This is a genomic window from Wolbachia endosymbiont (group A) of Beris morrisii (assembly GCF_964028185.1).
In the GTDB taxonomy this organism is placed as follows: Bacteria; Pseudomonadota; Alphaproteobacteria; order Rickettsiales; family Anaplasmataceae; genus Wolbachia.
This window is the reverse complement of the sequence record NZ_OZ034760.1, coordinates 193,092-218,108: the sequence shown is the minus strand read 5'-3', so window position 1 is coordinate 218,108 and position 25,017 is coordinate 193,092. Positions and strand designations below refer to the sequence as shown.

Below are 25,017 nucleotides of genomic sequence, written 5' to 3'. Positions count from 1 at the left end.
TTAAGTGAAAAAAATCAACTCCATTGGTCTACAAGCTCCCAATGACCATTTATCTTATCGACAAGCTTGCTTGCTACACGTTCACCATTACGCAACTCAAACACTATTTGACGGACAGTACTTTCTTCATCATGAGCAAACATCACCATGCCAGTGCTATAAAATCCACGTAAAGATCCAGCACCGCTTAGGCCTTGAAATGGATCTTCTTCCAGCATCTTTTTGGACAGTTTTTTTGTATGGTGGGTGAGTATTATGCCTGAATCTGGATTGATAACATTTCTCAGTCTTTCAAGCGTTTTTTGCAAGAAGAATAACATAGCGCTATTGTCATTTTCATTGCCATATTCACTTGAGTTAAAAATGTTACGAAGAGGATCAATCGCAATAATATCAGGTTTGAAACGCTCTTTAACAACATTTTTAATTTCATCTATTTCTTCACTGCTGAAAGATAATTGCACTCTTGGCGTGATAATTAAGTTATTGGCAGCTACATCCAAGAGTTCTTTATCAAATTGAAGTTGTTGCAAACGTTCTTTCATATATTCATATTCAATTTCAGTTTGCATGTAGAAAATTTTCAAAGGTCTATTTGGTGTCATACCAAGAAATGATCTACCAGCAGCCATGTAAACAAGCCAAGAGATCAAAAAGTCGCTTTTGCCGATTTTAGGTGGTCCACCTAGTACCAATAAGCCTCTTTTTGTTAAAATTCTAGGGTGGATAATATCTTCTGGTGTTGGTGATTGATCATTCAAGTATTCTTTCACACTGAAAAAGGGAATTTTTTGACCGATATTGAAAAAGTTTTGTTCCATAATAATTATTCTCCAATTTTTAATTAAATAATAGGAGCTAAAGTTTTGGCTTTAATTTTCGCAAGTAATTTACCTAAATGCGGTTCTTCAACCATATCAAGGCAGCCACTTCGATCTTTAGCAGGGTATCCCCAAGTATTAATAGTCTGACAGACAAATGAACGTTTCTCTGTACCATCACCTTTCTTGATTCCAACCATGCTGATTACCTCATCAACTATCCCTGGAATCTCACTAGCAGTTTTAGCTCCTTCACATTGAGGTAGCCAAGTTGGACGATTGCAGTCATCGAGATATTGACCTAATGTGCCAACTATTATGATGTCTTTATCTCTGATATGTTGAAACTGATTGAGCCAAGCCATCATCTCTTGAGCAAGCAACCCATAAGCAGCTCTTTTATCTTCTTTTCCTGATCTATCAGAAAAAGCTTCAGGTTGCATCCTTGCCCATAATAGACATAAACGTGAAGCAACGGTTATACTATCCACAAAGATGCATCGGTATTTAGAAACTTCAGAAAGAAGATCTTTGTGCTTGCTACAGACATGCTCATAGTGTTTTTGACTATACGCCTGATCAGATTTTAGTGCAGGGTTCGGACCACCAATTAGGCAGGCAATATCCCGAGCTTGATTCCAAGTACGAACACTAATTGAATCTACCTGCCAATCTTGAACAGCAAGCAGACCTGCTTCAAAGTCAAGACATAGCGTTGGTTCACTTATAGTCTTTAAGAGGCTGGTTTTACCAATACCGTAAGGACCAAAAATTACTACTTTTATTCCTGTAGTTGTTTTCAATCTTTCATTATTGTTTAAAATTTTAAAAGTCATTTATTCACCTCAATGGTATATGTTATATATTCAGGAAAGGTAGAATTTATGTTCAATTTTTCTTTTTGCCCTTGTAGTAGATGGAAGAGAGTTTTATACGTATTTTTCTTACCATAGTATTTAAAGTAGTTCTTGATATGTTGTTCATCTTAGCAACTTCATATAAGTTAAAGTACTTGAGTTGTTCGCATATCCTCTGCATCTTTCTTGGTAGCGTTGAAATCATGTAATCTACATCAGTACGTTTTGCTACTTCATCTTCAAAAGCTTCTGTTTTCTCAATATTGATGTAGTTATTAATATTGCGTTTTATACATAGTTGTTTCTCTAATAAGTTGTTGGCACGACGTTCAGTTAATCTTGCTACAAAAGTGTTAAAGCTACCTTTACTTTCGTCATATCTATCAAGATAAGTCCAAATTTCACAGAAAAGTTCTTGCTCAAGATCTTCATGAGTTTCATGAGTAAAGCATTCAAAAAGTTTTAATCTCCTAGCTTGATAGCGTATATTTTGAACAACTATAGCAGTTTTTAGTTTCATAATCTTTCCCTAAAACAATTAATGCTTTAAGGATGAGAACCTATAGGTGCACTTTGTAGGACAGGGGCAAAAATAAATAATACAGATGCAATTTTTAAACTACTGATATTCAATTACTTTTCTTCAAGAATAATACACATCCAAATTTAAATAATACTGCAACAAAAAATTAGGCAAAAATTCATTTTTTTTGGACAAAAATTTTCCAAATCCTGAATATATATTATATAAGCCTTTCGAACTCATCACAGGTGTCAATTCTTACACAGTCAGGAAGAGCAGCAATAGCAGCAAGCATAAAAGAGCAAGTTATACATCTTGCTTGGGGAAGTGGTGATGGAAACTCTGGAAGTAGCCATAAAGTGGAGAAGATTTTTACCACTGATGGCAAACTAACCCTAGATCATCACCCCATCAAAGATGTGAAGGTTACTACAGGACAGATAATTTATCAGCCAAGTATAGACTATACAATTGATAGCAATACTAGTGTAATTAAACTGGTGGAAAACAGCTCTATCACGGCAAATAATGCAGTCACTATAGAGTATACTCAAAATACACCACCAGAGCCGATAACGTCTGAAAAACTGCTCAATGAACTTGGTAGACGTACCGCTCAAGAAGTTCTCTTCTGCACAGGTGATGAAAACGAAGAGCTTTTGACTCCATCTGGAAGGTTTAAATCTTCCGCTGTACCAACCAATAACCTTTTTCTCAAGTTTACTTTCGATTTCACGGACGCAGCAAATCAAGTTATCAGGGAACTCGGGGTTATGGTTGGTACTAAAATAAAAGAAGGATTACCTAGAGGACAGAGATATTTTGAGCCAAAAGATGTAGAAAATCCTGGAATCTTGCTGGTTTTAGAACACACTGTGCCACTTATCAGAACAGCTGCAACTCGGGAAACTTTTTCGTTTGTTGTAACATTTTAGAAAAAGGGAAAAAGATGACTTTAAACGCCTATTATAACCGCTTTAATCCTGATAAAGAATACGAAAAAAGCTTGTTTCTAGCAGGAAGAGGTTTACAGTCTGCAGAATTAAACGAGACTCAGGAGTATGCTCTCTCTAAGCTTAAAGGCATAGGCGATGCAATATTTCGTGATGGCGATGTTATAACAGGAAGCAATTGTATTATAGATGGGGAAACTGGTAAAGTTACACTTGAGTCAGGAAAAATCTATCTTCGTGGAGCAGTTAGAAAAGTAGAAGCAAAAGAATTTGTTATTCCACTGAGTACCACAGTTCGCATAGGTGTTTATTATGTAGAATCTACCATTACAGAACTTGAGGATGAAAACCTTCGTGATCCTGCTATTGGTACAAGAAACTATCAGGAAGTAGGAGCTGCAAGGCTTAAAGTTTCCACCATTTGGGGTTATCAAGCAGAAGGTCTTTCTCCACGTTTTTCTGAAGGAGAGTTTTATCCAATCTATAACATTGAAAATGGAGTATTAATAGAACATTCACCACCTCCACAAGCAAATATAGTAACTACTGCTCTTGCTCGTTATGACAAAGAAGCAAATGGTTCCTATGTTGTAAATGGCCTTGAAGTAATGTTCCTGCAAAAGGAAGAGGGGGAAGGAGGAAAAAAAATATTTGTAATTAATGAGGGAAAAGCTCATGTTGATGGCTATGAAATTGAGTTACCTCACAGTATTCGTGTTTCTTTTGATGAAGATCCAGATATAAAATCAGTTGAATCAGAACCACATACTTTTCAGCCAAATAGCCAAAGAGTAATGGAACTTAAAGTTAATGATTTTCCAATAAGTGAAATTAAAAAAGTAGATATAACTGTTCAAAAAACCATTACTGTTACTCACGGTTCATATTCTGGAGCTATTGATCCGATACCTGACTCTGCAGTACTTGAGATTATTCAAGTTAAACAAGGAGACGTTATTTATGAAAATAGTGTAGATTATAAACTAAACGCCGGAAATGTTGATTGGTCATTGGCAGGAAAAGAGCCAGCGCCAGGAAGCAGTTACCTGATAACCTATCGCTGTCGTACTCAGGTAAGCCCTGAAGATATAAATGAACAAGGATGTAAAGTAAGAGGAGCAGTTGATAATAGTCTGGTTTTGATAGATTACACCTGGAAGATGCCCCGCTTTGATTTAATCACTCTAGATGCAAAAGGGGTGGTAAGGAGAATAAAGGGAATTGCTCATCCATGGCGACCATCGATGCCTAAAGCCCCTAGCGGACAACTTTTGCTCTGCTACATTCATCAGACGTGGAAAAAAGGCGAAGGGGTAAAAATAGTGAATAATGCTATTCATGCTGTGCCGATGAACGAATTGGAAGCAATGAAAAAAGGAATAAATGATCTTTATGCATTAGTTGCAGAGGAGCGTCTACGCAGTGATGCAAATTCAAGAGAACCTACCACCAAAAAAGGGGTATTTGTAGATTCGTTTTTTGATGACGATATGCGTGATCATGGGGTAAAACAGTCTGCAGCAATAGTAAACAGAGAACTAGTTTTACCAATAGATGTAACGGTTGCTGATATTGACGGGGGAGAAAAACCTTATCTTTTACCGTATGAACTCGAACCGGTACTGGAGCAGCTTTTACAGACTAAAGGAGAAAAGATCAATCCATATCAAGCTTTTGATCCAGTTCCGGCACAAATTACTCTAAATAAAAATATAGATCACTGGACAGAGGTCACCACGAATTGGAAAAGTCCAGTAAATAGAGTATTTAATGTTAAAGAAACAACAGAGCTGCTGTCAAGTACCTCATATGAAGCTGAATTTATGAGAGAAGCAGTACAGAATTTTGAGATCGAAGGTTTTGAGCCAAGTGAGAAGCTTAAAGAGATAAAGTTTGATGGAATTTTTATTCAACCTCAAGCATAGAAAATATTTGAAAGAAAAACATGATCGCAACATTTATTGCTGATAACAGAGGAAAAATAAAAGGAAGATTTACTGTACCAAGAAACATTCCTGCTGGGACTAAGTTAGTGCAGTTTTTCGGTGATAAAGGCAGTTATGGAGAAGCAACTTATACTGGTAAAAAAACTATTACCATAGAGGAAAGAAGAAGAGTTATCGCAGCAAGAAGAGTTGATCCTTTAGCGCAAACATTTACTTTAAATGAGAGTAGGCACATAGGAGGTGTAGAGCTATGGTTTGTAAATAAAGGCAAAAAACGTGTTGTTGTGCAGATTAGAGAAACAGCAGTGGGAATGCCCTCACAGACTGTCATTGCTGCAAGCTATATTGAGCCGAAAGATATAAAAGTAGATGGCACAGCAACACGTATAGAGTGGTCACCAGTGTTTTGCCATGCAGGAAAGGAGTATGCAATAGTACTACTTACTGATGATGCAGATACTGCAGTAAAAATAGCAGAACTTGGCAAGTATGATGCAGTAAATAGTAGGTGGGTAACAAGTCAACCATATCAAGTAGGAGTATTACTTTCATCAAGCAATGCAAGTACCTGGACTCCACATCAAAACTTTGATCTTACGTTTCGACTACTAGCTGCAAAATTTAGCGAAAATTCTCACGTTATTGATCTTGGTAAAGTTACAGCAAACAACGTATCGGATTTAATAGTTTTGACGAACGTCGAAAAAGTAGCATTTGATACCAATGTGGAATTTATTCTGACAGATGAAGAAGGAAAAGAAAATTTTCTATCTGATAACTTGCCGCTCGCGCTGCGTGAAAGACTATCTGGAGAGTTAACAGTAAAGGCAAATTTAAAAGGGTCAAAAGAAAAAAGTCCAGTGCTATATCCAGGGTTACAGCTAGTTCTAGGTAATCTTTCAGAGTCTGGAGATTATGTTACAAGAAGTATTACAGCAGGAGCTAACACTAAGATTACCATAACATATGATGCGCTAATACCTGGCACTGCAGATGTTAAAACTTATGTAGAGAAAAACGTGGGAGAATGGCAATTAGTAAATTTAACATCAGGAAAACCAATTGGAGAAAATTGGGTAGAGAGAACTCATGTGCTGACAAACTTTAATGGCAATGAGACAAGGATAAAATTAGTTTTAAGTGGAACAGTTATCTATCGTCCTAAAGTCAAAAATTTGCGAGTGATTATTACTTGAATCAATGCCAAATGACCAAAGCAAACGAGGATATACACTACCACATCCAGAAAATATTGCAGTGGAAGATGTAGTACGTATTCGAAAAGCTATAGAAAAAATAGATGAGGATATGAGTAAGGGAGAAAATAAACATAATCAACTGAAAAGTAATTTTGAACGATTTAGATTTGAAACTTTTTTGAATTTTTGGGAATGAAAGAAGCAATATACCAAAGGATAAAGGATTTAGCAGTAAGTAGCACACCTGATCAACTGGCATATCTTGCAAAATCGCTGGAATTGATAGCAGATAAAAAAGCTATTTCCAACGTTGTGCAGATGACTGAAGTAAAAGGGATAATTAATGCACTACAAAAAAGACTTAAGGATTTAGTAGCAAACAGTACTCCAGATCAATTAGCATATCTTGCTAAAGCATTGGAATCAATAGTCGACAAAAGTGCGGTTTCTGAAATTGTGCAGATGACAGATGGTAAGCTAAAAGAACTTCTTGATAGTGCAAAAAAACACCTAAATGATATAAACAGCAATAAAACAAACTCAATATCAGCAATAACTGCAGTAAAAACAGATTCCGTTAATGAAATCAACAAGCTTAGGGATAATTCCTTAAATACTTTAAAAGCATCATCAGATTCGCATATATCGCTACTTGATACGAGAAAGAATGCCAATATTGCAGCAATAAATAGCATTAGTAACAGTCATAAAGATGGTCTTAAAGGTTTAGTAGAAGATTTTCGTGCTGTTAATAATGTACCATCTGGCTCATCAATTATTAGGGAAATAGAAACTCGTGATAACCAGTTAAAAACATCCCTGATAAATGAGGTAAAAACTCGGGATGAACAGTTAAAAGCGTCTCTTATAAATGAAATAAGAAAGCGTAATATGATTGAATCAGGTACATTACCTTTCTTATTTGGTGTACTTGGCAGAAAAAATAATTACTTTGGCCACGGAACTTTTACAACAGAGCTTGGAAAGTGGAGTAGTGATATAACAAAAACCGACTATATGTTGCAATTACTAGCAGGTAGCCATACATACGATACAGATTACGTTAGTTTTTATCGGCCAAGACAACTAAGTTTTATAGAGGGAAATAAAGGAACATTTATTTACGGAGAGTTATGCACAAAAAGCTTTTCGGGTAGTTATGATGAGATATACTATTACCCATATGCTGCACTTGGAGTAGTATTTGTAAAAAATACAACGAATGTGAACATAAATAAAACAATAGAATTTGTTGGATCATCGTACTCGAGTACGGAGTATGGGGGTGCAGGACTATTTGTGGGAACACCAGATAATACCAATTCTAATAAATCAAGTATTTCAAGAATAATATGGAAAAATGTTTACCAATACATGAGTTCTGATAGCAAATTAGCTGGATCTGGTAATGTGGAGATCCCAGCAGGAAAAACAGTTGCAATATTACTTTACACATCATCTTACCTATGTTCCAGAACACAAGTCAGTCAAGGTATGCTTGCATCAAATTATGTATACAACTATGGTCAATTTATTCAGTGGGGAATATATAACATACGTAGCAATTTTCTAACCACGGGGCTTGAAGTAGATGTAGAGAGAACGCTAAAAGCTTGGCAATGTCCTGGGTTATCTGAAACTTATGAACTCTGGAGGTAACAAAGAATGTCTATCTACATTAGATTTGAGAATGATAAACAAGTAGAAACAACAACGCTTGAAAGTAAGCCAACAGGGAATGATTGGTACGAAGCGCCAAAGAATTTTGACTGGCAAAAAAGTTATTGTTTAACAGAAGGAGAGAAAATTGTTGAAAGGAATAAGGAAGATATTGAGCTGGAATTATTGGAAAATGCGAAACTTTCTGCACTTGATAGTGTGCGTTTTTATTTTAATAACTATACTAACGAATACGCTGGAAATTCTCACCAAAAAGCTAAATCGTATCAAATACAAGAAAAAGCCGCAAAAAGCATTCTAGCAGCACCAGAGTCTATAAGTAAAAAGGATACAGAAATTATAGAACCATTAGCAAAAGTCCGTGGTATTACAGTTATTGAAATGGCAAGAATAATTGAAGAAAAAGCAAAAAAAGCAGTAAAAGAAATAATTAAATGTGAAGAGTTGGAAGACATTACCAAGAAGAAAATTGCAGAAGCCAAAAGTAAAAATGAGCTAGAGAACTTACTAAACGATTTTAAACAAAAGATACAAAGAAATGGCTGAAGAATTTTTACACGGAGTAAATGTTATTGAGGTAACCTCAGGAGCAAAGACAGTACGTACAGCTAAATCATCAGTGATAGGTGTAATTGGTACTGCCCCTGAAGCTGATGAGCAAAAGTTTCCGCTAAATAAACCAGTGTTAATTGCAGGAAGCTTAAAAGAAGCAGCAAGACTTGGAAAGAGTGGCAGTTTACCTTCTGCAACAAACGGAATATTTTCCCAGATTGGTGCAACAGTAGTAGTTATTCGAGTTAAAGAAAGTGAAAACAGCGATTCAAAGCTCAAAGAAAGTGAAACTATCCAAAATATAATTGGCGGTGTTGATAAAGAGACTGGAGAGTATCAAGGGATAGAGGCATTCCTCAGTAGTGAAAGCATAGTTCATATTGCTCCAAGAATATTAATTGCACCTCAGTTTACTCATCAGTTACCTGAAATAGATGGAGTAAATTCAGTAGTGAGTGCTTTAATTTCCATAGCAGAAAAATTAAGAGCAATTATTGTTGCAGATGGACCAAATACTAATGATGAAGAAGCAATAAAATGGAGAAAAAGTGTAGGCAGCTCAAGAGTTTACGTAGTTGATCCATGGGTTAAGGTATTTATTGAAGGAAAAGAAGAAATTTTTCCTCCAAGTTCATTTGTAGCTGGTTTGATAGCCAAAGTAGATAGTGAACAAGGATTTTGGCATTCGCCTTCAAATAAAGAGATAAATGGTATTGTTGGAACAAGCAGGCCTATTGATTTTACGCTCGGTAATACAAATTGTAGAGCAAACCACTTGAATGAAAATGAAGTAACAACGATAATTCATCAAAATGGCTATAGGCTTTGGGGCAATAGAACATGTTCAAATGACTCAAAATGGGCTTTTTTGTCAGTGAGAAGGACTGCAGATTTAATTAATGATAGTTTACTTCGAGCTCATCTCTGGGCAGTTGATCGAAATATCACCAAAACTTATATAGATGATGTAATTGAGGGGGTGAATTCCTATCTGGCAAGTTTAAAAGCACAAGGGGCGATTATTAGCGGAAAATGTTATGCAACACCAGAGCTCAATACACCGGCAAACATTGCAAGCGGGAAAGTGTATTTTGACTTCGAGTTTACACCACCGTATCCGGCTGAGCAAATAATATTCAGATCTCATCTTGTAAATATAAGTTAGGAGAAAGCAAAGTGTTACCAAAAATACTGAGAAATTTTAACGTATTCGTTGATGGTCGTGGTTATGCAGGAAAAATAGATGAAGTAACCTTGCCAAAGCTCACCATTAAAACTGAGGAATATAGAGCTGGTGGTATGGATATTCCAATAAATATTGACATGGGCATGGAGAAGCTTGAAGCAGATTTCACTTTTTCTGAATACGATACAGAGCTCTTTCGGCTATTTGGGTTGATAAATGGAAATTCAGTAGCTTTGACGCTAAGGGGCGGATTACAAGGCAGCGGAAACAATGATATTGAAGGAGTAATAATCAATTTAAGAGGCATTTTTAAAGAGTTTGACTTTGGTAGCTGGAAACCTGCTGAAAAAGCCACTCTAAAATGCACTGTAGCTGCTCATTACTATAAACTTACTATAGGTGGTAATGAGTTAATAGAAATCGATGCTGAAAATATGATTAGAAAGATAAATGGTGTTGATCAAATGGCACTACTTCAAACGGTGCTTGGAATATGAAGATTTTTAGAATTCTATTTTTTAGATGTTGATCAAATAGTTACAACATTTTACAAGATTTTATTTTTTATAGGAGAATTTTATGCAAACTATAACACTAAACAACCCAATTACAGTTGATGGTATTTCTGTCTCAGAACTTACCGTTAGACGTCCAAAAGTTAGAGATTATCTAGCTATTGAGAGACTTAGTGGTAGTGATCTAAGTAAGGAAGTAACTTTGACTGCCAATTTGACATCAGTTGCAAAAGAAGCGATTGAAGAGTTAGATATTGCTGATTATGTAAAAGTACAAGAGGTATTAAAGGATTTTTTTTCACCGATTATCCAAAAAACTTGAGATTAGAAATACTAGTGCTTGGCTCTATCATAGGTGGTGGAGTTGAGCACATTCTTGATATGGAGATTAGTGAATTTATTTCATGGAGCAAATTAGCAAAGGAGCTTAAATGTCAACGTTATCTATAAAAATAGGAGCTGTTTTAGATGGCAGCTTTAATACTGTAATAAAAGGAAGTAGTAGTCAACTTACTCGTCTTGGTGAGAATATAAGAAAGCTTGATTCATCTTTAAAATCAGTATCAAAATTTAAACAGTTAGGTTATGATGTTTTAACTAGCAAGAGGTCGTGGAAGGGCTTTGAAGATCAAGTAAAATCTTTAGCTAAACAAATGAAAGCGATAGAGAAACCAAGCAAAACTTTAAAAGCAGAATTTGACAAGGCCAAAACCTCCGCAACAAAAGCAAAAGAAGCATATTTGAAAAAGAGAGATGCCTTGCATTCATTCAATGAAGAAATAAGGAAAAGTGGAAGAAATATTAAGTCATTAGTAAGTGATCAATATAAACTTGGCTCTTCTATTGAAGTACTAAAAGGTAAGTATGGTAAGCTTGGGTCTGCAATACGTAGTCACCAAAGTTTTTTAGCAAGTAAAGCACATTTTAAGTCACAAATTATAGAGACTGTTGGACTAGGTCTTTCGCTTGCAGTACCAATTAAAGTTGCGATTGATTTTGAAAGTGCTATGGCTGATGTTACAAAAGTGGTAGATTTTAAAAAAGGAACGAATGAAGCAACTAAATTTGCCAAAGGATTAAAAGAAATGTCAAGGGAAATACCATTATCAGCTGCAGAATTAGCACAAATAGCTGCAAGTGGTGGTCAACTTGGTATCAAGAAAGAAGATCTTTTTAAGTTTACAGAAACAGTGGCAAAAATGTCAACAGCATTTGATATGTCTGCAGAGCAAGCAGGCGATTCCATAGCTAAACTCTCTAACGTTTATAGAATTGATGTTAGTGAAATGGAACACGTTGGTAATGTAATCAATCACTTATCAGATAACACTGCTGCTAAAGCAAAAGATATGGTTGAAGCTCTAGCAATAGTTGGTGGTACTGCAAAGCAGTTTGGATTAAAGTTTGAACAAACAAGCAGCTTAGTAAATGCTTTCATTAGTTTAGGCAAACAACCAGCAAAAGCTGCAACTGCAATCAATGCACTACTTTCAAGGCTTCAAACTGCTGAAGGTCAAGGAAAAGCGTTTAAGGCAGCGCTAGAAGAAATAGGCATAACCGCGGAAGAAATGGTACAAAGGATAAGTGAAAATGGGGAAGAAGCATTGCTATATTTTTTCCAAACTTTAAAAAAAATGGATAACCAGGAGCGTTCTCAAACCCTGATGAAACTTTTTGGCCAAGAATTTCAAGATGATATTGCATTATTAGCTGGAAGTTTTAATAAGTATGAGGATGCAATAAAATTATTGACTAATACAGAAAAGTACAGAAGCTCTCTGCAAGAAGAATTTAAAAATCGTGCAGACACTACAGCTAGTAAATTACGACTTCTTCGAAATGCAATAGCTGAAGTTGGTATGAATCTGGGCTCAGTGATGCTGCCTACTTTAAAATCTATAGCTGAACTTTTACAAGAAAAAACTAGATATATAGCAGAGTTTGCAGAAAAATATCCAACTTTAACCACGGCGATCATGGGTACTGTGGCAGCTTTGATAAGTTTAAAAATTGTAGCAGTAGGACTAGGATACGGATTTACATTGCTAGGAAGTACGATTTTTGGTCTGAAAGCAAACCTACTTGGAGTATTTTCATTTTTATCAGCTACAGTTTTTCCTGCAGTAGTAACAGGACTAAGAGCAATAACGCTTGCTGTAATGAGTAATCCTATAGGGCTTTTAATTGCTGGACTTGTCACTGGTGCAGCACTTGTTATCACTAATTGGCAAAAGGTGAAAGACTTTTTCTCTAGCTTTTGGAAATCGATAATAAAACCCATAGAAGAAGCTTTTTCATGGATGGGAAATACAATTAATAGCATATTTGGCAAAATCTCTGAAAATAGTCCACTGAAAGAATTTGAAAAAAGAAAAACTGAAATAAAAGCAGTACATACTCCCCTAAAAAGTAATATTCTCAACAGTGGGAATCCTTTGTTAGGTAACAGTATAATTAAAGAATTTTCTAATAGAAATCAGAATAGCTTCAGAATCAAAAGCCTTATTGAGGAGAAAAAGCTTACAGAAAATGATAAGATACTTGCAGATTTTGCAAGAAGTAAGTTTGAAAATAAAGAACAAAATAAAACTCAGAACATCACTAATAATTATACTATCAGCATTAAAGCAGAGCCAAATCAAGATGTTCGTAGTCTTGCAGATGAAGTAATAAAAAGGATAAGAGAAAAATCACGTGATGTTTTATTTGATACAGTAGAGACGTTTTATTGATGTTATCTCTTGGTCCATATAAATTTACTCCGATAAGTTTGAAGTATAGTAAAGAAAATCGTTGGAGTGTAATTGAATGTATCGATAAAATGCCTTCACTACAAAATATTGGTCAAGGAGTGGAAAATATAGACTTAGAGGGAATAACTTATCTTCATAACCCTGGAAATTTAAGTCAATTAAATAGTGCAAAAGAAGCAGAAGAACCTCACACTTTGGTTGACAACATGGGAAATGTTTTTGGACAGTTTGTGATTACAAGATTAGAAGAAAAGCAAACATCATTTCTCCCTTGTGGATTTCCAAGAAAAGTTGAATTTAGTTTGAGTTTGAAAAGCTATAGATGACTATATATTACTTAACTAAAGAAGGAGAAATGCTAGATCTGATTTGCTGGAAACATTACGGATTTACTGATGGAGTAGTGGAATTAGTACTAGCAGAGAACTTAGGTTTGGCAGAATACGGAAGCTTTTTACCTGCTGGATTAAAGATAAAGCTTTCTACTATTAAGAAAACAGTACAAAAGTCAAAATTAAAGGTCTGGGAATAAATGCAGCCAGATTTTATAATAGATAAATGTGAATCAATTAAAGATAGAGTTATATCATTGCGCCTCACAGATGAATCTGGGACAATAGACGATGTAGTTGAAGTGTATGTTGATTACAGAGATGAAAACTTAAATATCCCAGATGAATTGAATATTTCTTTAGGGTATAGGGAAATCGGAGTGACGCCCATGGGTGTATATACAATTAATGAAATTACGGTACAGAGTCCGCCTAAAACCTTACTAATAAAGGCTCATGCAACAAATTTAAGACTATCATTAAAGGAAAAAGTATCTAAAGAATGGCATCAAATTACTCTAGGTAACTTGGTTAATGAAATAGCAGAAAAACACGGATATGGGTGCAGAGTTGCAGAAGAATTTGAAAATGTGTTGATTCCACATATTAACCAAACAGAAGAAAGTGATATAAGTTTACTAACAAAAATAGCAATAGAACGCGAAGCCATGGCAAAACTAGCTGGCGGATATATACTCTTTATTCCAAAAGGCAAAGCAAAGTCGGCAACTGGAAAAGCTTTAGGAACAACAGCTATTAGACCTCAAGACACAATAAATTGGAAAGTGCATTTTACCGTGAGTAGGTACAACTCAGTGGTTGCAAAATGGCATAGCTATGAAAAGGGTGAAACTATATCAGAAACAGTTGGCTCTGGTAGTCCAAGTTATACCATACAAACGCTTTACTATAATGTAGAATCAGCACTAAGCGCAGCAAATGCTAAGTTAAAACAACTAAAGCGAAATAATGCAGTATTGAATATCACTATGCCTGGTAATCCAGAACTATTTGCAGAGGCGAAACTTAGCTTGTTAGGGTTTTATCAAGATATAGACGGTGAATGGGTAATTGATAGAGCAGAACATGTGTTAGATAGTTCAGGTTATCGCACTATGTTATCAGCATCAACGTTAAGAAAAAATCAGTAAAACAAATGTTTAATGTTGAAAAAAGTATTGAATATGAATAGAGACTCAAGAAATAAGCTACATTTTTGGTGGTGTATAACAATGATAATATGTGTTGTTATTACCTATTGCTACATGAAAGCAAAAGCTACAGATAATTATAAAACAATATTACGAACTGCTTCTCAAAATTGTAACTTAGAAGTTGTAAAATTCTCAGTAGAAAATCTATTAGACATTAATGTGCAGATCCCTAAATTAACAGCACTACATTATGCTGCAGAAGAAGGATGTGCAGAGGTTGTAAAATTCCTAGTAGAAAAAGGAGTTGATATAAATGCTACAAAATATGAAAGATGGACACCTTTACATGCAGCTACATATGAAGGCAAATTAAAGATAATTAGATTTTTATTAGACAAAGGTGCAGACCCTACCATTAGAGATACAGATGGAAAAACACCAAGGAAAATTGCTGTATTAAGATCACGGCATAATAAGGACAAACCTTATGATGAAATCATTAAGCTACTTGCAAATGCAGAGAACCGATACGAATCAACAAAAAGTAATCACTAAAGCTGTAAGTTTTTTATGATCTCTATATAAACTCCCAAAACCATCCATAATAGATTAATACTTTCACATGAAAAAGCAAAAAATCCCAATTACGGTAATTATTACCATATTAATCCAAACCGTAGCATTGATATGGTGGTTATCCAAGCTAGACTCAAGGGTACAATTTCACGATAAACTCATTGAATATGGTTTAATGGAAAAAGTGTTAGTACTTGAGGAAAGGGTAAAAAATCTTTCTGAAGAACTGGATGATTTTAAAGCTAGCAACTTAAAATGTGGGTAATCAATTTTCTATTAATGGCGTATAAGGCTTAGATTGCGATTGACGATCTTTCCAATTTTCAACGTATTGTTCAACTAATGAAGGGCTTCCTGTTATAACCAGTAGATTCTCAGCATTTTTTTTCTGTGCCGCATCGGAAAAATTAAAAGATCCAGTTATGATTTTTTGATTATCAATGATCATAATTTTGCTGTGTGAAATTGCAGGTTTATAGTCTATGTATACCGGTATCTTTTGATAAAACAATTCATTGATGACACTGTATTTTGAGCTGATCTGTGATTCATCTAGAATGACCTTAATATCAACACCACGTTTTTTTGCTCTAATTAAAGATTGTGCAATTGGCTTTGAAGTAAACGTGTATGCCTGAATTAATATGGATTTTTGAGCTTGATCTATAGCATTGGTTATTTGTTCGGCACAATTTTCCCCAGGTGTAAAACAGACTGTAGTTTTTGGACAGGTAACACACCCTGATAAAAGTGAGCAAGTTAATAGAACTAATAAATATCTAATCATGAAAAAATACATCCTTTCAGTTGACGGCGGAGGCATAAGAGGCATAATACCAGCAATAATACTAGCAGAAATAGAGCAAAGGACAAGGAAACCGATAGCTGAAATCTTTGATCTTATAGCAGGTACTTCAACCGGTGGAATTGTTGTAGCAGGGTTATGCAAAAAAGATCAACTAGGAAATCCCCAATACTCAGCCAATGATTTAGTTGAATTTTACCAAGAATACGGGTCATATATTTTTAAATCTTCATTTCTAAGAAGATCAATATTTTCTTGGATTAACGGTGCACAATACCCCAGTAAAAATATTGAGTATGTACTTCATAAATATTTTGGCGATGATATCCTTAAAAACACTTTAAGTAATGTGTTGATTACGAGTTACGATATTCACAATAACTGCCCATTTTTCTTCAAAAGCTGGAAAGAGGATAGAAATTTTATTAAATTAAGGGATGTATTGAGAGCAGCAACTGCAGCACCTACTTACTTTGCACCTAAATATTTAAAAGTCAACCAAAAGGAAATGGTATTGATAGATGGAGGAGTTTTTGCCAATAATCCAGTAGCATGTAGCTATGCAAGCAGCAGAAAGCTATCTCCTAACGATGATGTAGTACTTCTTTCCATCGGTACTGGCAGATCGTCTCATTCCATTAAATACCTCAGATCGAAAAGATTTGGCAAAATATCCTGGATTAAGCCATTGATAAACGTAATGTTTGCCTCTGGACTAGATTGTGTAAATTATCAGTTAGACCAGATTATTAACAATAGCTATATCAGAATTCAATCGCAGCTAAAAGTAGCATCAACGGAGATGGACAATACAACATACGAAAATATCAAGTGTTTAAAAAAAGAAGCACAAACGATGATTGAATGTAATCAAAAAGCAATAGATAAATTCTGTACAGTAGTATCATAAACTTTAACCTTTTAATCTAGAACTCGCATTTTTGAACGTTTCCTTTTAAGCTTCAGTAAACCTCCTAACTCTATAGTTCTTGATATGATCTGGATTAAAAGCCTTCCTTGAACTTAAAACACCAAAAACTATATGGAGTAATTTACGCATTGCAGCTCCCACAACGGCCATATTATGCTTGCCTTTTTCCTTTAATCTTTCGCAGTAAGTCTTAATAATAGAGTTGTGATTTTTAGCTACTATAGCAGGAAAATAAAGAGCCTTACGCAATGTCCGTGAACCTGATTTACTTAGCTTAGGCTTGGCATATACAGATGAACCTGATGTAATATTTTTTGGTATAGTTCCTGCATATGCTGCTAATTGTCTAGCATTTATAAAGGCTTTTATATCAGGAATTTCAGCTAAAATAGCTATTGCTGATTCCTCTCCTATTCCTGGAATAGTCAATAGGAGTTGAAAATCTTCCAACAATTCTTTGTGTTGTTTTAATAGTTCACACGTGGAGTTTTTTATTGTTTCTATTGATTGTTCTATAGTCATTGCTAGATTTTCCCAAACATTTACAACTTCTTCAGGCAGTCTCTCTTTCTTTTCCAAATGATTATTTACTAATGTTAATTCATCTTTTAACGCATCTGAACAACGATAAAGATGTTTTAATTTTCTCTTTTCAGGAGGAGGTGGTGCCCAATGAGAAGGTTCCTGTCTTTGACAATAATCTGCAATAATCTCTGCATCAGACTGGTCATTCTTTTGCCGTGCGAGCTTACTTTTTGCATAAAAATTTATGCGAGCTGGGTTTACAACACTAACAAAATATCCAGCCTTGTAAAGGAATTCAGCTAAAGCTTCACTATAACAACCGGTGGATTCCATGCAAGCTTTTACTTCTTCTACGTCATGTTTTTGTAGAAAGTCCAGCAGACCTTGAAATCCAGTATCATCATTTTTAAATTTCCTTTTCCTAGCTTCACGTTTTCCTTTTTTACTTATAAACGAAAGAAAAACATCAAAGCGTTCTTTTGAAACATCTATACCAAGAAAGTTGTTGATCATATATAACTCCATACGTTACTATTTAAAATGAAAAGTAAGGCTTACCTTATGAATACAGAATTAGAACCATTGAGGTCTTTCTATGATACCGTCCAGCCTAAACTTTTGAGAAGGGGGCTCTTATCTTGTAAACAGACTTTATATCTAAGTTACGATTCAGAGTTCTTCCCTTCTCCACCTAATGCTTAAGCTTAAAACACTAGATGCTTTTTACAAGATATAAGTTACGATATTCAGAATAACTGCCCATTTTTCTTTAAAAGCTAGAAAGAAGGTAATATTAAGCTGAAAGATGCACTCAGAGCTGCAACGGCTGCACCTACTTACTTTGCACCTAAATATCTTAAAATCAACCACAAGGAAATGGTATTAGTGGATGGCGGGGTATTTGCCAATAATCCTGCGGCTTGCGCATATGCAAGTGGTAAGAGGTTATTTCCTAATGATGATATTCTACTGTTATCGGTAGGTACTGGCAGAACAGATAGAAGCATAGAGTATGCCAATTCAAAGAGATTTGGAAAAATAGGCTGGATCAAGCCACTACTGAATGTGATGTTTGCTTCAAGTTTAGATGCAGTAAACTATCAACTTAATCAAGTTATAGCTGATAAATATATACGTATACAATCGCAATTAAAAACAGCATCACCTGACATGGATAATATTACATCAAAAAATATCAAATTTCTGCAGGAGGAGGCAAATGCAATGGTAGAGGACAATCAAAAAGTGATAAACAAATTCTGTATAGAAATATTAAATATATAACTATTTTTACTTATATCTTAATATATTATTTAACACAATTCAATTTTCACAATCACCCAACTCACCAGCAGTTAGACCACTTGCTCGCACAATAATATCAATAGCAACACCTGCCTTAACTAGATCTTTTGCAATCTTGATTTTCTCTGCTTTTTTAACTTTTTCTTTGTCAATTTCCATACTTTCAGATAAAGATTTTACTAACCCATCTAATATAGCTACTGATTTTTGATCTTCAGTTTTTCTATACTTACTTAGAAAACCCAATAGTCTATTTTCTTCCTTACCATCCTCATTTTTTCTTGTTTTAGGCAGCAAAACTTTAATGTTAACTGATAACAACTCTGCTATTTCATACAATTTGTCAAATGAAACGGCAGTGTATCCTCTTTCGTATTCGTGTATTTCCTTAGCTGTTAAACCAACTTTATCTGCCAAATCTTTTTGAGTATTTCTCCTTATCAACCTCCATTCTTTTATTCTCTGCCCTATTTTATAGTATATAGAATCAGTGCAAATTTCTTCTTCTGCATTATCATATTCATAGATAGATAAGCCGGTTGTTTGGGAGATAATCTCAACAGACACTCCTTCTTTAACTAGGTTCTTTGCAATTTCTATTCTTGCTCCCTCTTGATTAATTTTTTCACTAAGGTAGACAGACCTAATCAATGGACGTATTACCTTGCGCAGCTCTTGATGATCCTCATATATTCCTGTTAGATAGAGTATTTCTTCATCCTCATCTTCGCAATAACTGTCTTTCCTTACTACTACTGGTTCAGGTAATAGATCTATAACATTAACTAATAATGCCTCTGCTATTTTATATGATACTTCAATTGGAATAAGAATATATCCTAGTTCATAGTTGTTTATTTCTTGGTATGTTAACTCGGTCTTACTTGCTAGCTCTACTTGTGTATATTCTTGCATTAACCTACAATTTTCTATTTTTTGCCCTATCTCGTAGCTTATAGAGCCAACTAGATTAACGTAGTCGCTAACTTTTCTTACAGGAACAAACATAAACTTAATGTACAAAACTTTCAAATCATGCTAGCAGATATACCAAGTGTTTGCAAAATAATATCAATCGAAATTCCTTCTTTCACTAGATCCTTTGCAACCTTGATCCTCTCTGCTTTTCTTACTTTTTCCTCGCAAATCCGTATGCCTTCAAATAAAGATTTAATTAGTGCGTAGCGTAATTCTTGATTCTCAATTTTTTTGTATTCCTCAATTAAACTTGGTAGCTCATTTTCTACCTCATTCTCGGTTGATTCAGGTAGTAGATCTGTAATACTAATCAATAATGCCTCTGCTATTTCATATAATTTGTCAAGTGGAACAGCAGTTTCTCCTTGCTCATATTTGCTTATTTTGTGACGTGTTATGCCAATTTTCTTCGCTAAATCCTTCTGAGTGTACTCTCGCACCAGCCTCCATTCTTTTATCTTCTTCCCTATTTTGTAGTGTATAGAACAATTGGTACATTCATTAGCGAATAAGCCAATTGTTTTCGAGACAATATCAACAGAAATTCCTGCTTTGACTAGATCCTTTGCTATTTCCATTCTCTCTGCTTTTCTACTGCTTTTTTCACTAAGCTGGGCAGATTTGGTTAGTAAATAAAATACCTTGCGTAATTCTTGGTCATTAATCTTTTTATAATTTCTTACTAGATTTAATATTTCTTCTCTCTCGTCTTCAAGACAACTTTTTGATACTCTTTGTATAGGAATGAGATCTGTAATACTGACTGATAATGCCTCTGTTATGGCATATAGTTTTTCAATCGAAATTCTACGTGTTCCTTTTTCATATTGTAGCATTACCTGACGTGTTATACCGATTTTCTCCGCTAAATCCTCCTGAGTATACCCTCGCTCCAACCTCCATCTTTTTACTTTTTGTCCTACTTCGTAATCTAGAGGGGTGGTCACTTTCCTTCACAAAAAAATATACTATTACAGGATTTTTTGTTATAGCTCAACTTTGCTGTGAATTTAAAAGTTGTCTACTTCAACTTAGTTGAAAATTCACACCCCAATTTTACGAATAGGTGGAGAGAAAAACCCTCCAATTGGTCTAACGTGCCCTAAAGGTTTCCTGACTACCTCCACGTATCCTATCTGTCCATAAAGATGAGGACAGTGCTTCACTAACCACCTCTGTGGCCTTATTTTCACCCAAAAAGCAACTTCTCGTGAAACTTCCTCTTTTTACTGCTTCTTCGATTTTCATTCCCCCAAAGAGACAATCTTTCGCTACTTCCTCGCCTTTTGTTTGTAGTTTAAACCACATCTCCTTATCTACCACTCTTACTTGTACTTGTTTTTCGTCATTGTACACTGCAATTCTTAGCTTACCGATACTTGTAGGAAATCCTATCTCGAATCTACCTGATATATCAATGTAGTTTCTCTTACCTCCTTCTTCATTTCTAATCTCTATTTCACCATCACCTATTTTTATTATATTGCTTCCCAGTCCTCTATTGGCTCCTGTACCTTCCAGCGCTTTTGCAACTTCTACTGTGCTCCCCTCAGAAAATTCCCAAAGAGATGTGTCGTTATCCATTTCCATACCTACTATGCTTCCCCCTTGAACAGCATTTTCACCAGCTTTTCTCCGTTCTTCAAGTTGCTTATTTATCTGTGGCTGAACCTCTGGTTGCAGTTCTTTGTAAATTTCACCTACGAGTTCATTTTTCAATAAAGTGTCAAACTCTGCGCCACTCAGCATTAATTTACGTATTATCTTTTTCTGATCACCTTTTTTGAACTTGTGAAAATGCATACCCAATATCACATACTCAGCAAAGCTCCGGCCTCCCTCATGACACCCATTCATCCTCATTCCAGCAGCTATTGCCTCATCTACAACTTTGTTCAGCTCACTTGGATTTTTTGCTGTTACAATTGCACTTTTTAACCAGCTCAACCATTCACTTTCCCTTGCACTTAGCCTTATTTTTTGCAGGCCTGAGGCAAATGGATTTAACCCCTCTGGATAATCTGCTTGATTACTTGCTGGTTTTGTGTCATAAATGCGATCTAGTCCTTCTCCGAAGTTGATTGACTTTTCACGAGTATCTCTACTAGGGGAAGGCATTGCGCCTCCGGGCTTCTTAACCTTATTAACTTTGCTCACAAAGTTAGAATGTTGTATATCAGTACAGCTTATGCCTTCAAGATCACTTAATGTTTCGTCCGGTAATTTGCTAAGATCGATGTTGAACTCACGAGTATTACCAACTACTGTAATTTTTTTACTAGTCATATAAAACCTCTTATTAAAAATACTTTCTAAGTGTACAACTAACTTTGTTACCTTATTATTAACTCGATGTACACTTTCTCGCTTATTATAAATAATAATGAGCAGATTTGTCAACATTTATCACTCTAGAGTTTTGAGCAACCTCACTGCTCTTTGGACTATAACAGCCCTTTTTCCCTGAAACTAAAATGGTCTGCGCTTGCTACGATAATGTGATCAAGCAATCTAATGCCTACAGTACTACATGCTGAAGCTAATTTTTTAGTTGCTGCTTGATCTTCATCAGATGGCTCTGCACTCCCTTCTGGGTGGTTGTGCGACATTACTATTAATATTGCATTTTTTATTAATGCTTTTCTTGTTATTTCCTTTATGTACACTGGTGCCTTTTCCACTGTACCAGTAAATACTTCCTCCCCTTTTAAACAGTGCTCTTGATCCAAATATAGTATTTTTACCTTTTCCTTCTCTGAACAGCCAATACTCACCCTTAAATATTTTACTATGGTTTCCATGTTACCCATTACAGGTCCTTTCTTTAACTCTTCTCTTGGTGCCCTCTTCGACGCTTCCCTAAGGCATAAAATTACTGCTACTGTGGAGTCGGTTATTCCTTCTACAGTTTTCAGGTCATCTATTTCCTGACCTAAAATTCCTCTTATTCCAAAACTATCTATTAGTCTTTCAGCAATAATGCGAGCTTCGTCTCTATCATGCACTGCACTTAGAAACGTTTCTATTACTTCACGATCAAGTAGAGCTTTGCCGTTGCTTTCCAATGCTCTGAATTCTATTTCTTCTCTACTTTTATTCTTATTTTCCATATAATATACCCTTCACTAATAATAAATTTTTTTTAAATGTTTACTGCTGTTTTTTTATCAGCATTGGCATAAAGCCATAGCTTTTGGGTGAAGTCAAATCAATTTTTCAATCTTTTTTACTTATTTTTTCATCTAAGAGTAAAGATATTAATATATACTGATTTTTTATTTTAAATCTGTTGAATTTCGCCTAAAGAGAGGCCTGTTATTTGCAAAATAATATCGGTAGAAATTCCTCCTTTCACTAAATCCTTTATCTTTTCTGCTCTTTTCACTTCTTCTTCGCAAATTTGTATGCTTTCAAACAGAGATTTTATTAGCGCATAGCGTAATTCTTGACTCTCAATTTTTTTGTATTCTTTTATTAAATCAGATAGCTCACTTTCTACTATCTCATCTTCCTCTATGAGTAGATCTGTAATGCTAATTGATAATGTTTCTGCTATTGCATATAATTTTTCCAGTGGAATGGCCACACGTCCTTGCTCATAGTTGCTTATTTCATCACGTGTTGTATCCATTTTCTCAGCCAAATCCTTTTGAGTATACTCTCTTCCATTCTTTTATCTTTTTTCCTATTTTGTAGTATATAGAACCCGTTTTTTCTTCAACACATTCATCAGCAGACAGACCAATTGTTTTTGAAACAGTATCAACAGAAACTCCTGCTTTAACCAGACCTTTTGCAATTTTTATTCTCTCCGTTTTTTTACTATTTTTCTCACTAACTTGAACAAATTTGGTTAGTAAACAAAACATTCTACGTAATTCCTGATCATTAATCGTTTTATATTTTTTTACTAGATTTAATATTTCCTCTCCCTCATCTTCAAAACAGATTTTCTCATTTGATACAGGAATAAGATCCGTAATATTAATTGATAACACCTTTGCTATAGCGCACAACTTTTCAATCGAAATTTTACGTGTTCCTTTTTCATATTGTAGTACTATTTGATATGTTACACCGATTTTCTCCGCTAAATCTTTTTGAGTATATCCCTTTGCTAACCTACGATTTCTTACTTTTTGTGCTATCTGATACCTTATTGAGACATTTGCCATAAATATTATACAGGTTAATACTACCAAATAAAGATATACAAAAACTTCTATGTTTGCATTTTAGTTGAATATTTCTTCACAATTGTGTACAATTATTAATACCTTTTAAGTGGACTTGTTATGGCTTTATCAAAATTTCTTGATGCACGCAACGACTACGCGTTTAAAAGAATATTTGGCACCGAGAAGAATAAAGATATCCTCATTCATTTCTTGAACGATATTTTAGGCTTTACTGGTTTAGCTGCTATTCACGATGTTGAATTCTTAGCTACCGTTTTAGACCCTGAAATTGCCGCTAAAAAGCAGAGTATTGTCGATGTTCTTTGTAAAGACTCTCAAGGTTCAAGATACATCATAGAAATGCAGTTTACTAAGACCAAAGGCTTCGAAAAGCGTGCTCAATATTATGCTGCCAAAGCCTACTCAAGTCAAGCTGATCAGGGTGATGATTATCATAACCTCAAGGAAATTATCTTTATTGCTGTTGCTGATTGTATTATTTTTCCAGGTAAGGCTGAGTACAAATCTAATCACGTCATTTTAGATCAAAATAGCTTTGAACATGACTTAAAGGATTTTTACTTCGTATTCATAGAGCTACCAAAATTTACAAAGACAAAAGAAGACCAACTAGAAAATATAGTAGAAAAATGGTGTTATTTTTTTCGTTATGCAGCAAAAACAAATGAAGAGGACCTAGATAAAATAGTTGGTAGTGACGTAATAATAAAACGAGCTTATGAAGAGATGAATAAGTTTAATTGGTCAGAAGAAGAGTTACTAGCATATGAACAAATGAAAAAACGCATAATGGATGAAATTGCTGCTTTTGCTGAAAAATTTGATGAAGGTGTTAGGGTTGGGGAAGAAAGAGGCATCCAAATCGGCCATGAAAAAGGTAAAGCGGAAGGCGAAACACAGGCTAAAATTGCTGTGGCTAAAAACTCACTCAAGGCCGGTGTTTCTATTGATGTTATAGCTCAAATTACCGGTCTCTCTCATTCTGAAATTTTACAACTCAGGGAAAAAACATAAATACTACGCCTTATTCACTTCACTTTTCAATATTTATGAGAATTTTTCCTAAGTTAGACATATCCTCTAATTAAGAATCTAGTGAACTGTCTAAAATGGCTATAAAGATTGCACAAAGAATTATATAAATTACTATCATAACATTACCCAAACTTCTATATCAAAGCTACGTACTGTAAGTTCAATATGGAAAACACATTAACCACTTAGCAT

General features: G+C 34.9%; 27 protein-coding genes and 2 pseudogenes. 19 read left to right on the top strand and 10 right to left on the bottom strand.

Annotation, left to right across the window (positions count from 1 at the left end):
- Positions 1–14: 14 nt before the first annotated feature.
- The 3 genes from ABWU69_RS01155 to ABWU69_RS01145 are packed head-to-tail and all read right to left on the bottom strand — an operon-like array spanning position 15 to position 2,198.
- Positions 15–821, bottom strand: coding sequence for an AAA family ATPase (locus ABWU69_RS01155; protein ID WP_353285241.1), 807 nt, complete (start codon positions 819–821; stop codon positions 15–17).
- Positions 822–844: 23 nt separating this feature from the next.
- Positions 845–1,657 carry an ATP-binding protein gene (locus tag ABWU69_RS01150; RefSeq protein WP_353285240.1) on the bottom strand — a complete coding sequence of 271 codons (813 nt, stop codon included), beginning with the start codon at positions 1,655–1,657 and terminating at the stop codon, positions 845–847.
- A 52-nt stretch (positions 1,658–1,709) separates the two neighbouring features.
- Positions 1,710–2,198: a sigma-70 family RNA polymerase sigma factor gene (locus ABWU69_RS01145; protein ID WP_353285239.1), complete on the bottom strand. Its 489-nt coding sequence runs from the start codon at positions 2,196–2,198 to the stop codon at positions 1,710–1,712.
- A gap of 251 nt (positions 2,199–2,449) precedes the next feature.
- On the opposite strand from ABWU69_RS01145, the gene ABWU69_RS01140 reads away from it, so the two are divergent.
- The 16 genes from ABWU69_RS01140 (at position 2,450) to ABWU69_RS01065 (ending at position 15,312) form a co-directional block, all read left to right on the top strand.
- Positions 2,450–3,136 carry a hypothetical protein gene (locus ABWU69_RS01140; RefSeq protein ID WP_353285238.1) on the top strand — a complete coding sequence of 229 codons (687 nt, stop codon included), beginning with the start codon at positions 2,450–2,452 and terminating at the stop codon, positions 3,134–3,136.
- A 14-nt stretch (positions 3,137–3,150) separates the two neighbouring features.
- Complete coding sequence (locus ABWU69_RS01135) at positions 3,151–5,079, top strand: DUF4815 domain-containing protein (protein ID WP_353285237.1); 1,929 nt, start codon at positions 3,151–3,153, stop codon at positions 5,077–5,079.
- Between the two features lie 20 nt (positions 5,080–5,099).
- Positions 5,100–6,296 carry a hypothetical protein gene (locus ABWU69_RS01130; protein ID WP_353285236.1) on the top strand — a complete coding sequence of 399 codons (1,197 nt, stop codon included), beginning with the start codon at positions 5,100–5,102 and terminating at the stop codon, positions 6,294–6,296.
- 4 nt (positions 6,297–6,300) lie between these two features.
- Entirely contained in the window at positions 6,301–6,495 is a 195-nt protein-coding gene (locus ABWU69_RS01125) for a hypothetical protein (RefSeq protein ID WP_264376309.1), read from the top strand.
- On the top strand, positions 6,492–7,958 hold the full coding sequence (locus ABWU69_RS01120) for a hypothetical protein (protein ID WP_353285235.1): 1,467 nt from the start codon (positions 6,492–6,494) through the stop codon (positions 7,956–7,958). The genes ABWU69_RS01125 and ABWU69_RS01120 overlap by 4 nt, the downstream gene beginning before the upstream one ends.
- A gap of 6 nt (positions 7,959–7,964) precedes the next feature.
- Complete coding sequence (locus ABWU69_RS01115; protein WP_353285234.1) at positions 7,965–8,525, top strand: hypothetical protein; 561 nt, start codon at positions 7,965–7,967, stop codon at positions 8,523–8,525.
- Positions 8,518–9,696: a phage tail sheath subtilisin-like domain-containing protein gene (locus ABWU69_RS01110; RefSeq protein WP_353285233.1), complete on the top strand. Its 1,179-nt coding sequence runs from the start codon at positions 8,518–8,520 to the stop codon at positions 9,694–9,696. The genes ABWU69_RS01115 and ABWU69_RS01110 overlap by 8 nt, the downstream gene beginning before the upstream one ends.
- An 11-nt stretch (positions 9,697–9,707) precedes the next feature.
- Positions 9,708–10,214, top strand: coding sequence for a phage major tail tube protein (locus ABWU69_RS01105; protein ID WP_353285232.1), 507 nt, complete (start codon positions 9,708–9,710; stop codon positions 10,212–10,214).
- An 82-nt stretch (positions 10,215–10,296) separates the two neighbouring features.
- On the top strand, positions 10,297–10,554 hold the full coding sequence (locus ABWU69_RS01100) for a phage tail assembly protein (RefSeq protein WP_341817559.1): 258 nt from the start codon (positions 10,297–10,299) through the stop codon (positions 10,552–10,554).
- Positions 10,551–10,682: a hypothetical protein gene (locus ABWU69_RS01095; RefSeq protein WP_261983871.1), complete on the top strand. Its 132-nt coding sequence runs from the start codon at positions 10,551–10,553 to the stop codon at positions 10,680–10,682. The genes ABWU69_RS01100 and ABWU69_RS01095 overlap by 4 nt, the downstream gene beginning before the upstream one ends.
- Entirely contained in the window at positions 10,664–12,964 is a 2,301-nt protein-coding gene (locus tag ABWU69_RS01090; protein ID WP_353285231.1) for a phage tail tape measure protein, read from the top strand. The genes ABWU69_RS01095 and ABWU69_RS01090 overlap by 19 nt, the downstream gene beginning before the upstream one ends.
- A complete protein-coding gene (locus ABWU69_RS01085; protein ID WP_353285230.1) occupies positions 12,964–13,311 on the top strand; it encodes a phage tail protein in 348 nt (115 codons plus the stop codon). Before ABWU69_RS01090 ends, ABWU69_RS01085 begins: the two co-directional genes overlap by 1 nt.
- Complete coding sequence (locus ABWU69_RS01080) at positions 13,308–13,517, top strand: tail protein X (protein WP_208571518.1); 210 nt, start codon at positions 13,308–13,310, stop codon at positions 13,515–13,517. The genes ABWU69_RS01085 and ABWU69_RS01080 overlap by 4 nt, the downstream gene beginning before the upstream one ends.
- Positions 13,518–14,468 carry a phage tail protein gene (locus ABWU69_RS01075; RefSeq protein WP_353285229.1) on the top strand — a complete coding sequence of 317 codons (951 nt, stop codon included), beginning with the start codon at positions 13,518–13,520 and terminating at the stop codon, positions 14,466–14,468.
- 12 nt (positions 14,469–14,480) lie between these two features.
- A complete protein-coding gene (locus ABWU69_RS01070) occupies positions 14,481–15,026 on the top strand; it encodes an ankyrin repeat domain-containing protein (RefSeq protein WP_353285228.1) in 546 nt (181 codons plus the stop codon).
- Positions 15,027–15,093: 67 nt separating this feature from the next.
- Complete coding sequence (locus ABWU69_RS01065; RefSeq protein WP_353285227.1) at positions 15,094–15,312, top strand: hypothetical protein; 219 nt, start codon at positions 15,094–15,096, stop codon at positions 15,310–15,312.
- Here the strand turns inward: ABWU69_RS01065 and ABWU69_RS01060 are convergent, their stop codons facing one another.
- On the bottom strand, positions 15,313–15,834 hold the full coding sequence (locus ABWU69_RS01060) for a phospholipase D family protein (RefSeq protein WP_353285454.1): 522 nt from the start codon (positions 15,832–15,834) through the stop codon (positions 15,313–15,315).
- On the opposite strand from ABWU69_RS01060, the gene ABWU69_RS01055 reads away from it, so the two are divergent.
- The gene (locus tag ABWU69_RS01055) at positions 15,833–16,762 is read left to right on the top strand and encodes a patatin-like phospholipase family protein (RefSeq protein WP_353285226.1); all 930 of its coding nucleotides are present in this window, start codon (positions 15,833–15,835) and stop codon (positions 16,760–16,762) included. The genes ABWU69_RS01060 and ABWU69_RS01055 overlap by 2 nt on opposite strands.
- A 45-nt stretch (positions 16,763–16,807) precedes the next feature.
- Here ABWU69_RS01055 and ABWU69_RS01050 read toward each other — a convergent pair whose 3' ends face one another.
- Positions 16,808–17,821: an IS110 family transposase gene (locus tag ABWU69_RS01050; protein ID WP_353285225.1), complete on the bottom strand. Its 1,014-nt coding sequence runs from the start codon at positions 17,819–17,821 to the stop codon at positions 16,808–16,810.
- 222 nt (positions 17,822–18,043) lie between these two features.
- Here ABWU69_RS01050 and ABWU69_RS01045 point away from each other — a divergent pair.
- A pseudogene (locus tag ABWU69_RS01045) lies at positions 18,044–18,592 on the top strand (patatin-like phospholipase family protein); the annotation flags it as partial.
- 39 nt (positions 18,593–18,631) lie between these two features.
- Here the strand turns inward: ABWU69_RS01045 and ABWU69_RS01040 are convergent.
- The 5 genes and pseudogenes from ABWU69_RS01040 to ABWU69_RS01020 form a co-directional block, all read right to left on the bottom strand.
- Positions 18,632–19,621, bottom strand: a complete 990-nt coding sequence (locus ABWU69_RS01040) for a helix-turn-helix domain-containing protein (RefSeq protein WP_353285453.1) — start codon at positions 19,619–19,621, stop codon at positions 18,632–18,634.
- A gap of 20 nt (positions 19,622–19,641) precedes the next feature.
- Positions 19,642–20,538 carry a helix-turn-helix domain-containing protein gene (locus ABWU69_RS01035; protein WP_353285224.1) on the bottom strand — a complete coding sequence of 299 codons (897 nt, stop codon included), beginning with the start codon at positions 20,536–20,538 and terminating at the stop codon, positions 19,642–19,644.
- A gap of 145 nt (positions 20,539–20,683) precedes the next feature.
- Complete coding sequence (locus tag ABWU69_RS01030) at positions 20,684–21,877, bottom strand: hypothetical protein (RefSeq protein ID WP_353285223.1); 1,194 nt, start codon at positions 21,875–21,877, stop codon at positions 20,684–20,686.
- 158 nt (positions 21,878–22,035) lie between these two features.
- On the bottom strand, positions 22,036–22,701 hold the full coding sequence (locus tag ABWU69_RS01025; protein WP_353285222.1) for a RadC family protein: 666 nt from the start codon (positions 22,699–22,701) through the stop codon (positions 22,036–22,038).
- 170 nt (positions 22,702–22,871) lie between these two features.
- Positions 22,872–23,766, bottom strand: a pseudogene (locus tag ABWU69_RS01020) (helix-turn-helix domain-containing protein).
- 120 nt (positions 23,767–23,886) lie between these two features.
- Between ABWU69_RS01020 and ABWU69_RS01015 the strand changes: the two are divergent.
- Positions 23,887–24,804, top strand: a complete 918-nt coding sequence (locus tag ABWU69_RS01015) for an Rpn family recombination-promoting nuclease/putative transposase (protein WP_353285221.1) — start codon at positions 23,887–23,889, stop codon at positions 24,802–24,804.
- The last annotated feature ends 213 nt before the right edge of the window (positions 24,805–25,017 follow it).

Bases quoted from the DNA above. Each gene is read 5' to 3' on its own strand.
- ABWU69_RS01155 (WP_353285241.1), bottom strand. From the start codon at position 821: ATGGAACAAAACTTTTTCAATATCGGTCAAAAAATTCCCTTTTTCAGT.
- ABWU69_RS01150 (WP_353285240.1), bottom strand. From the start codon at position 1,657: ATGACTTTTAAAATTTTAAACAATAATGAAAGATTGAAAACAACTACA.
- ABWU69_RS01145 (WP_353285239.1), bottom strand. From the start codon at position 2,198: ATGAAACTAAAAACTGCTATAGTTGTTCAAAATATACGCTATCAAGCT.
- ABWU69_RS01135 (WP_353285237.1), top strand. From the start codon at position 3,151: ATGACTTTAAACGCCTATTATAACCGCTTTAATCCTGATAAAGAATAC.
- ABWU69_RS01130 (WP_353285236.1), top strand. From the start codon at position 5,100: ATGATCGCAACATTTATTGCTGATAACAGAGGAAAAATAAAAGGAAGA.
- ABWU69_RS01125 (WP_264376309.1), top strand. From the start codon at position 6,301: ATGCCAAATGACCAAAGCAAACGAGGATATACACTACCACATCCAGAA.
- ABWU69_RS01120 (WP_353285235.1), top strand. From the start codon at position 6,492: ATGAAAGAAGCAATATACCAAAGGATAAAGGATTTAGCAGTAAGTAGC.
- ABWU69_RS01115 (WP_353285234.1), top strand. From the start codon at position 7,965: ATGTCTATCTACATTAGATTTGAGAATGATAAACAAGTAGAAACAACA.
- ABWU69_RS01110 (WP_353285233.1), top strand. From the start codon at position 8,518: ATGGCTGAAGAATTTTTACACGGAGTAAATGTTATTGAGGTAACCTCA.
- ABWU69_RS01100 (WP_341817559.1), top strand. From the start codon at position 10,297: ATGCAAACTATAACACTAAACAACCCAATTACAGTTGATGGTATTTCT.
- ABWU69_RS01090 (WP_353285231.1), top strand. From the start codon at position 10,664: ATGTCAACGTTATCTATAAAAATAGGAGCTGTTTTAGATGGCAGCTTT.
- ABWU69_RS01085 (WP_353285230.1), top strand. From the start codon at position 12,964: ATGTTATCTCTTGGTCCATATAAATTTACTCCGATAAGTTTGAAGTAT.
- ABWU69_RS01080 (WP_208571518.1), top strand. From the start codon at position 13,308: ATGACTATATATTACTTAACTAAAGAAGGAGAAATGCTAGATCTGATT.
- ABWU69_RS01075 (WP_353285229.1), top strand. From the start codon at position 13,518: ATGCAGCCAGATTTTATAATAGATAAATGTGAATCAATTAAAGATAGA.
- ABWU69_RS01070 (WP_353285228.1), top strand. From the start codon at position 14,481: ATGTTGAAAAAAGTATTGAATATGAATAGAGACTCAAGAAATAAGCTA.
- ABWU69_RS01065 (WP_353285227.1), top strand. From the start codon at position 15,094: ATGAAAAAGCAAAAAATCCCAATTACGGTAATTATTACCATATTAATC.
- ABWU69_RS01055 (WP_353285226.1), top strand. From the start codon at position 15,833: ATGAAAAAATACATCCTTTCAGTTGACGGCGGAGGCATAAGAGGCATA.
- ABWU69_RS01060 (WP_353285454.1), bottom strand. From the start codon at position 15,834: ATGATTAGATATTTATTAGTTCTATTAACTTGCTCACTTTTATCAGGG.
- ABWU69_RS01050 (WP_353285225.1), bottom strand. From the start codon at position 17,821: ATGATCAACAACTTTCTTGGTATAGATGTTTCAAAAGAACGCTTTGAT.
- ABWU69_RS01040 (WP_353285453.1), bottom strand. From the start codon at position 19,621: ATGTTTGTTCCTGTAAGAAAAGTTAGCGACTACGTTAATCTAGTTGGC.
- ABWU69_RS01030 (WP_353285223.1), bottom strand. From the start codon at position 21,877: ATGACTAGTAAAAAAATTACAGTAGTTGGTAATACTCGTGAGTTCAAC.
- ABWU69_RS01025 (WP_353285222.1), bottom strand. From the start codon at position 22,701: ATGGAAAATAAGAATAAAAGTAGAGAAGAAATAGAATTCAGAGCATTG.
- ABWU69_RS01015 (WP_353285221.1), top strand. From the start codon at position 23,887: ATGGCTTTATCAAAATTTCTTGATGCACGCAACGACTACGCGTTTAAA.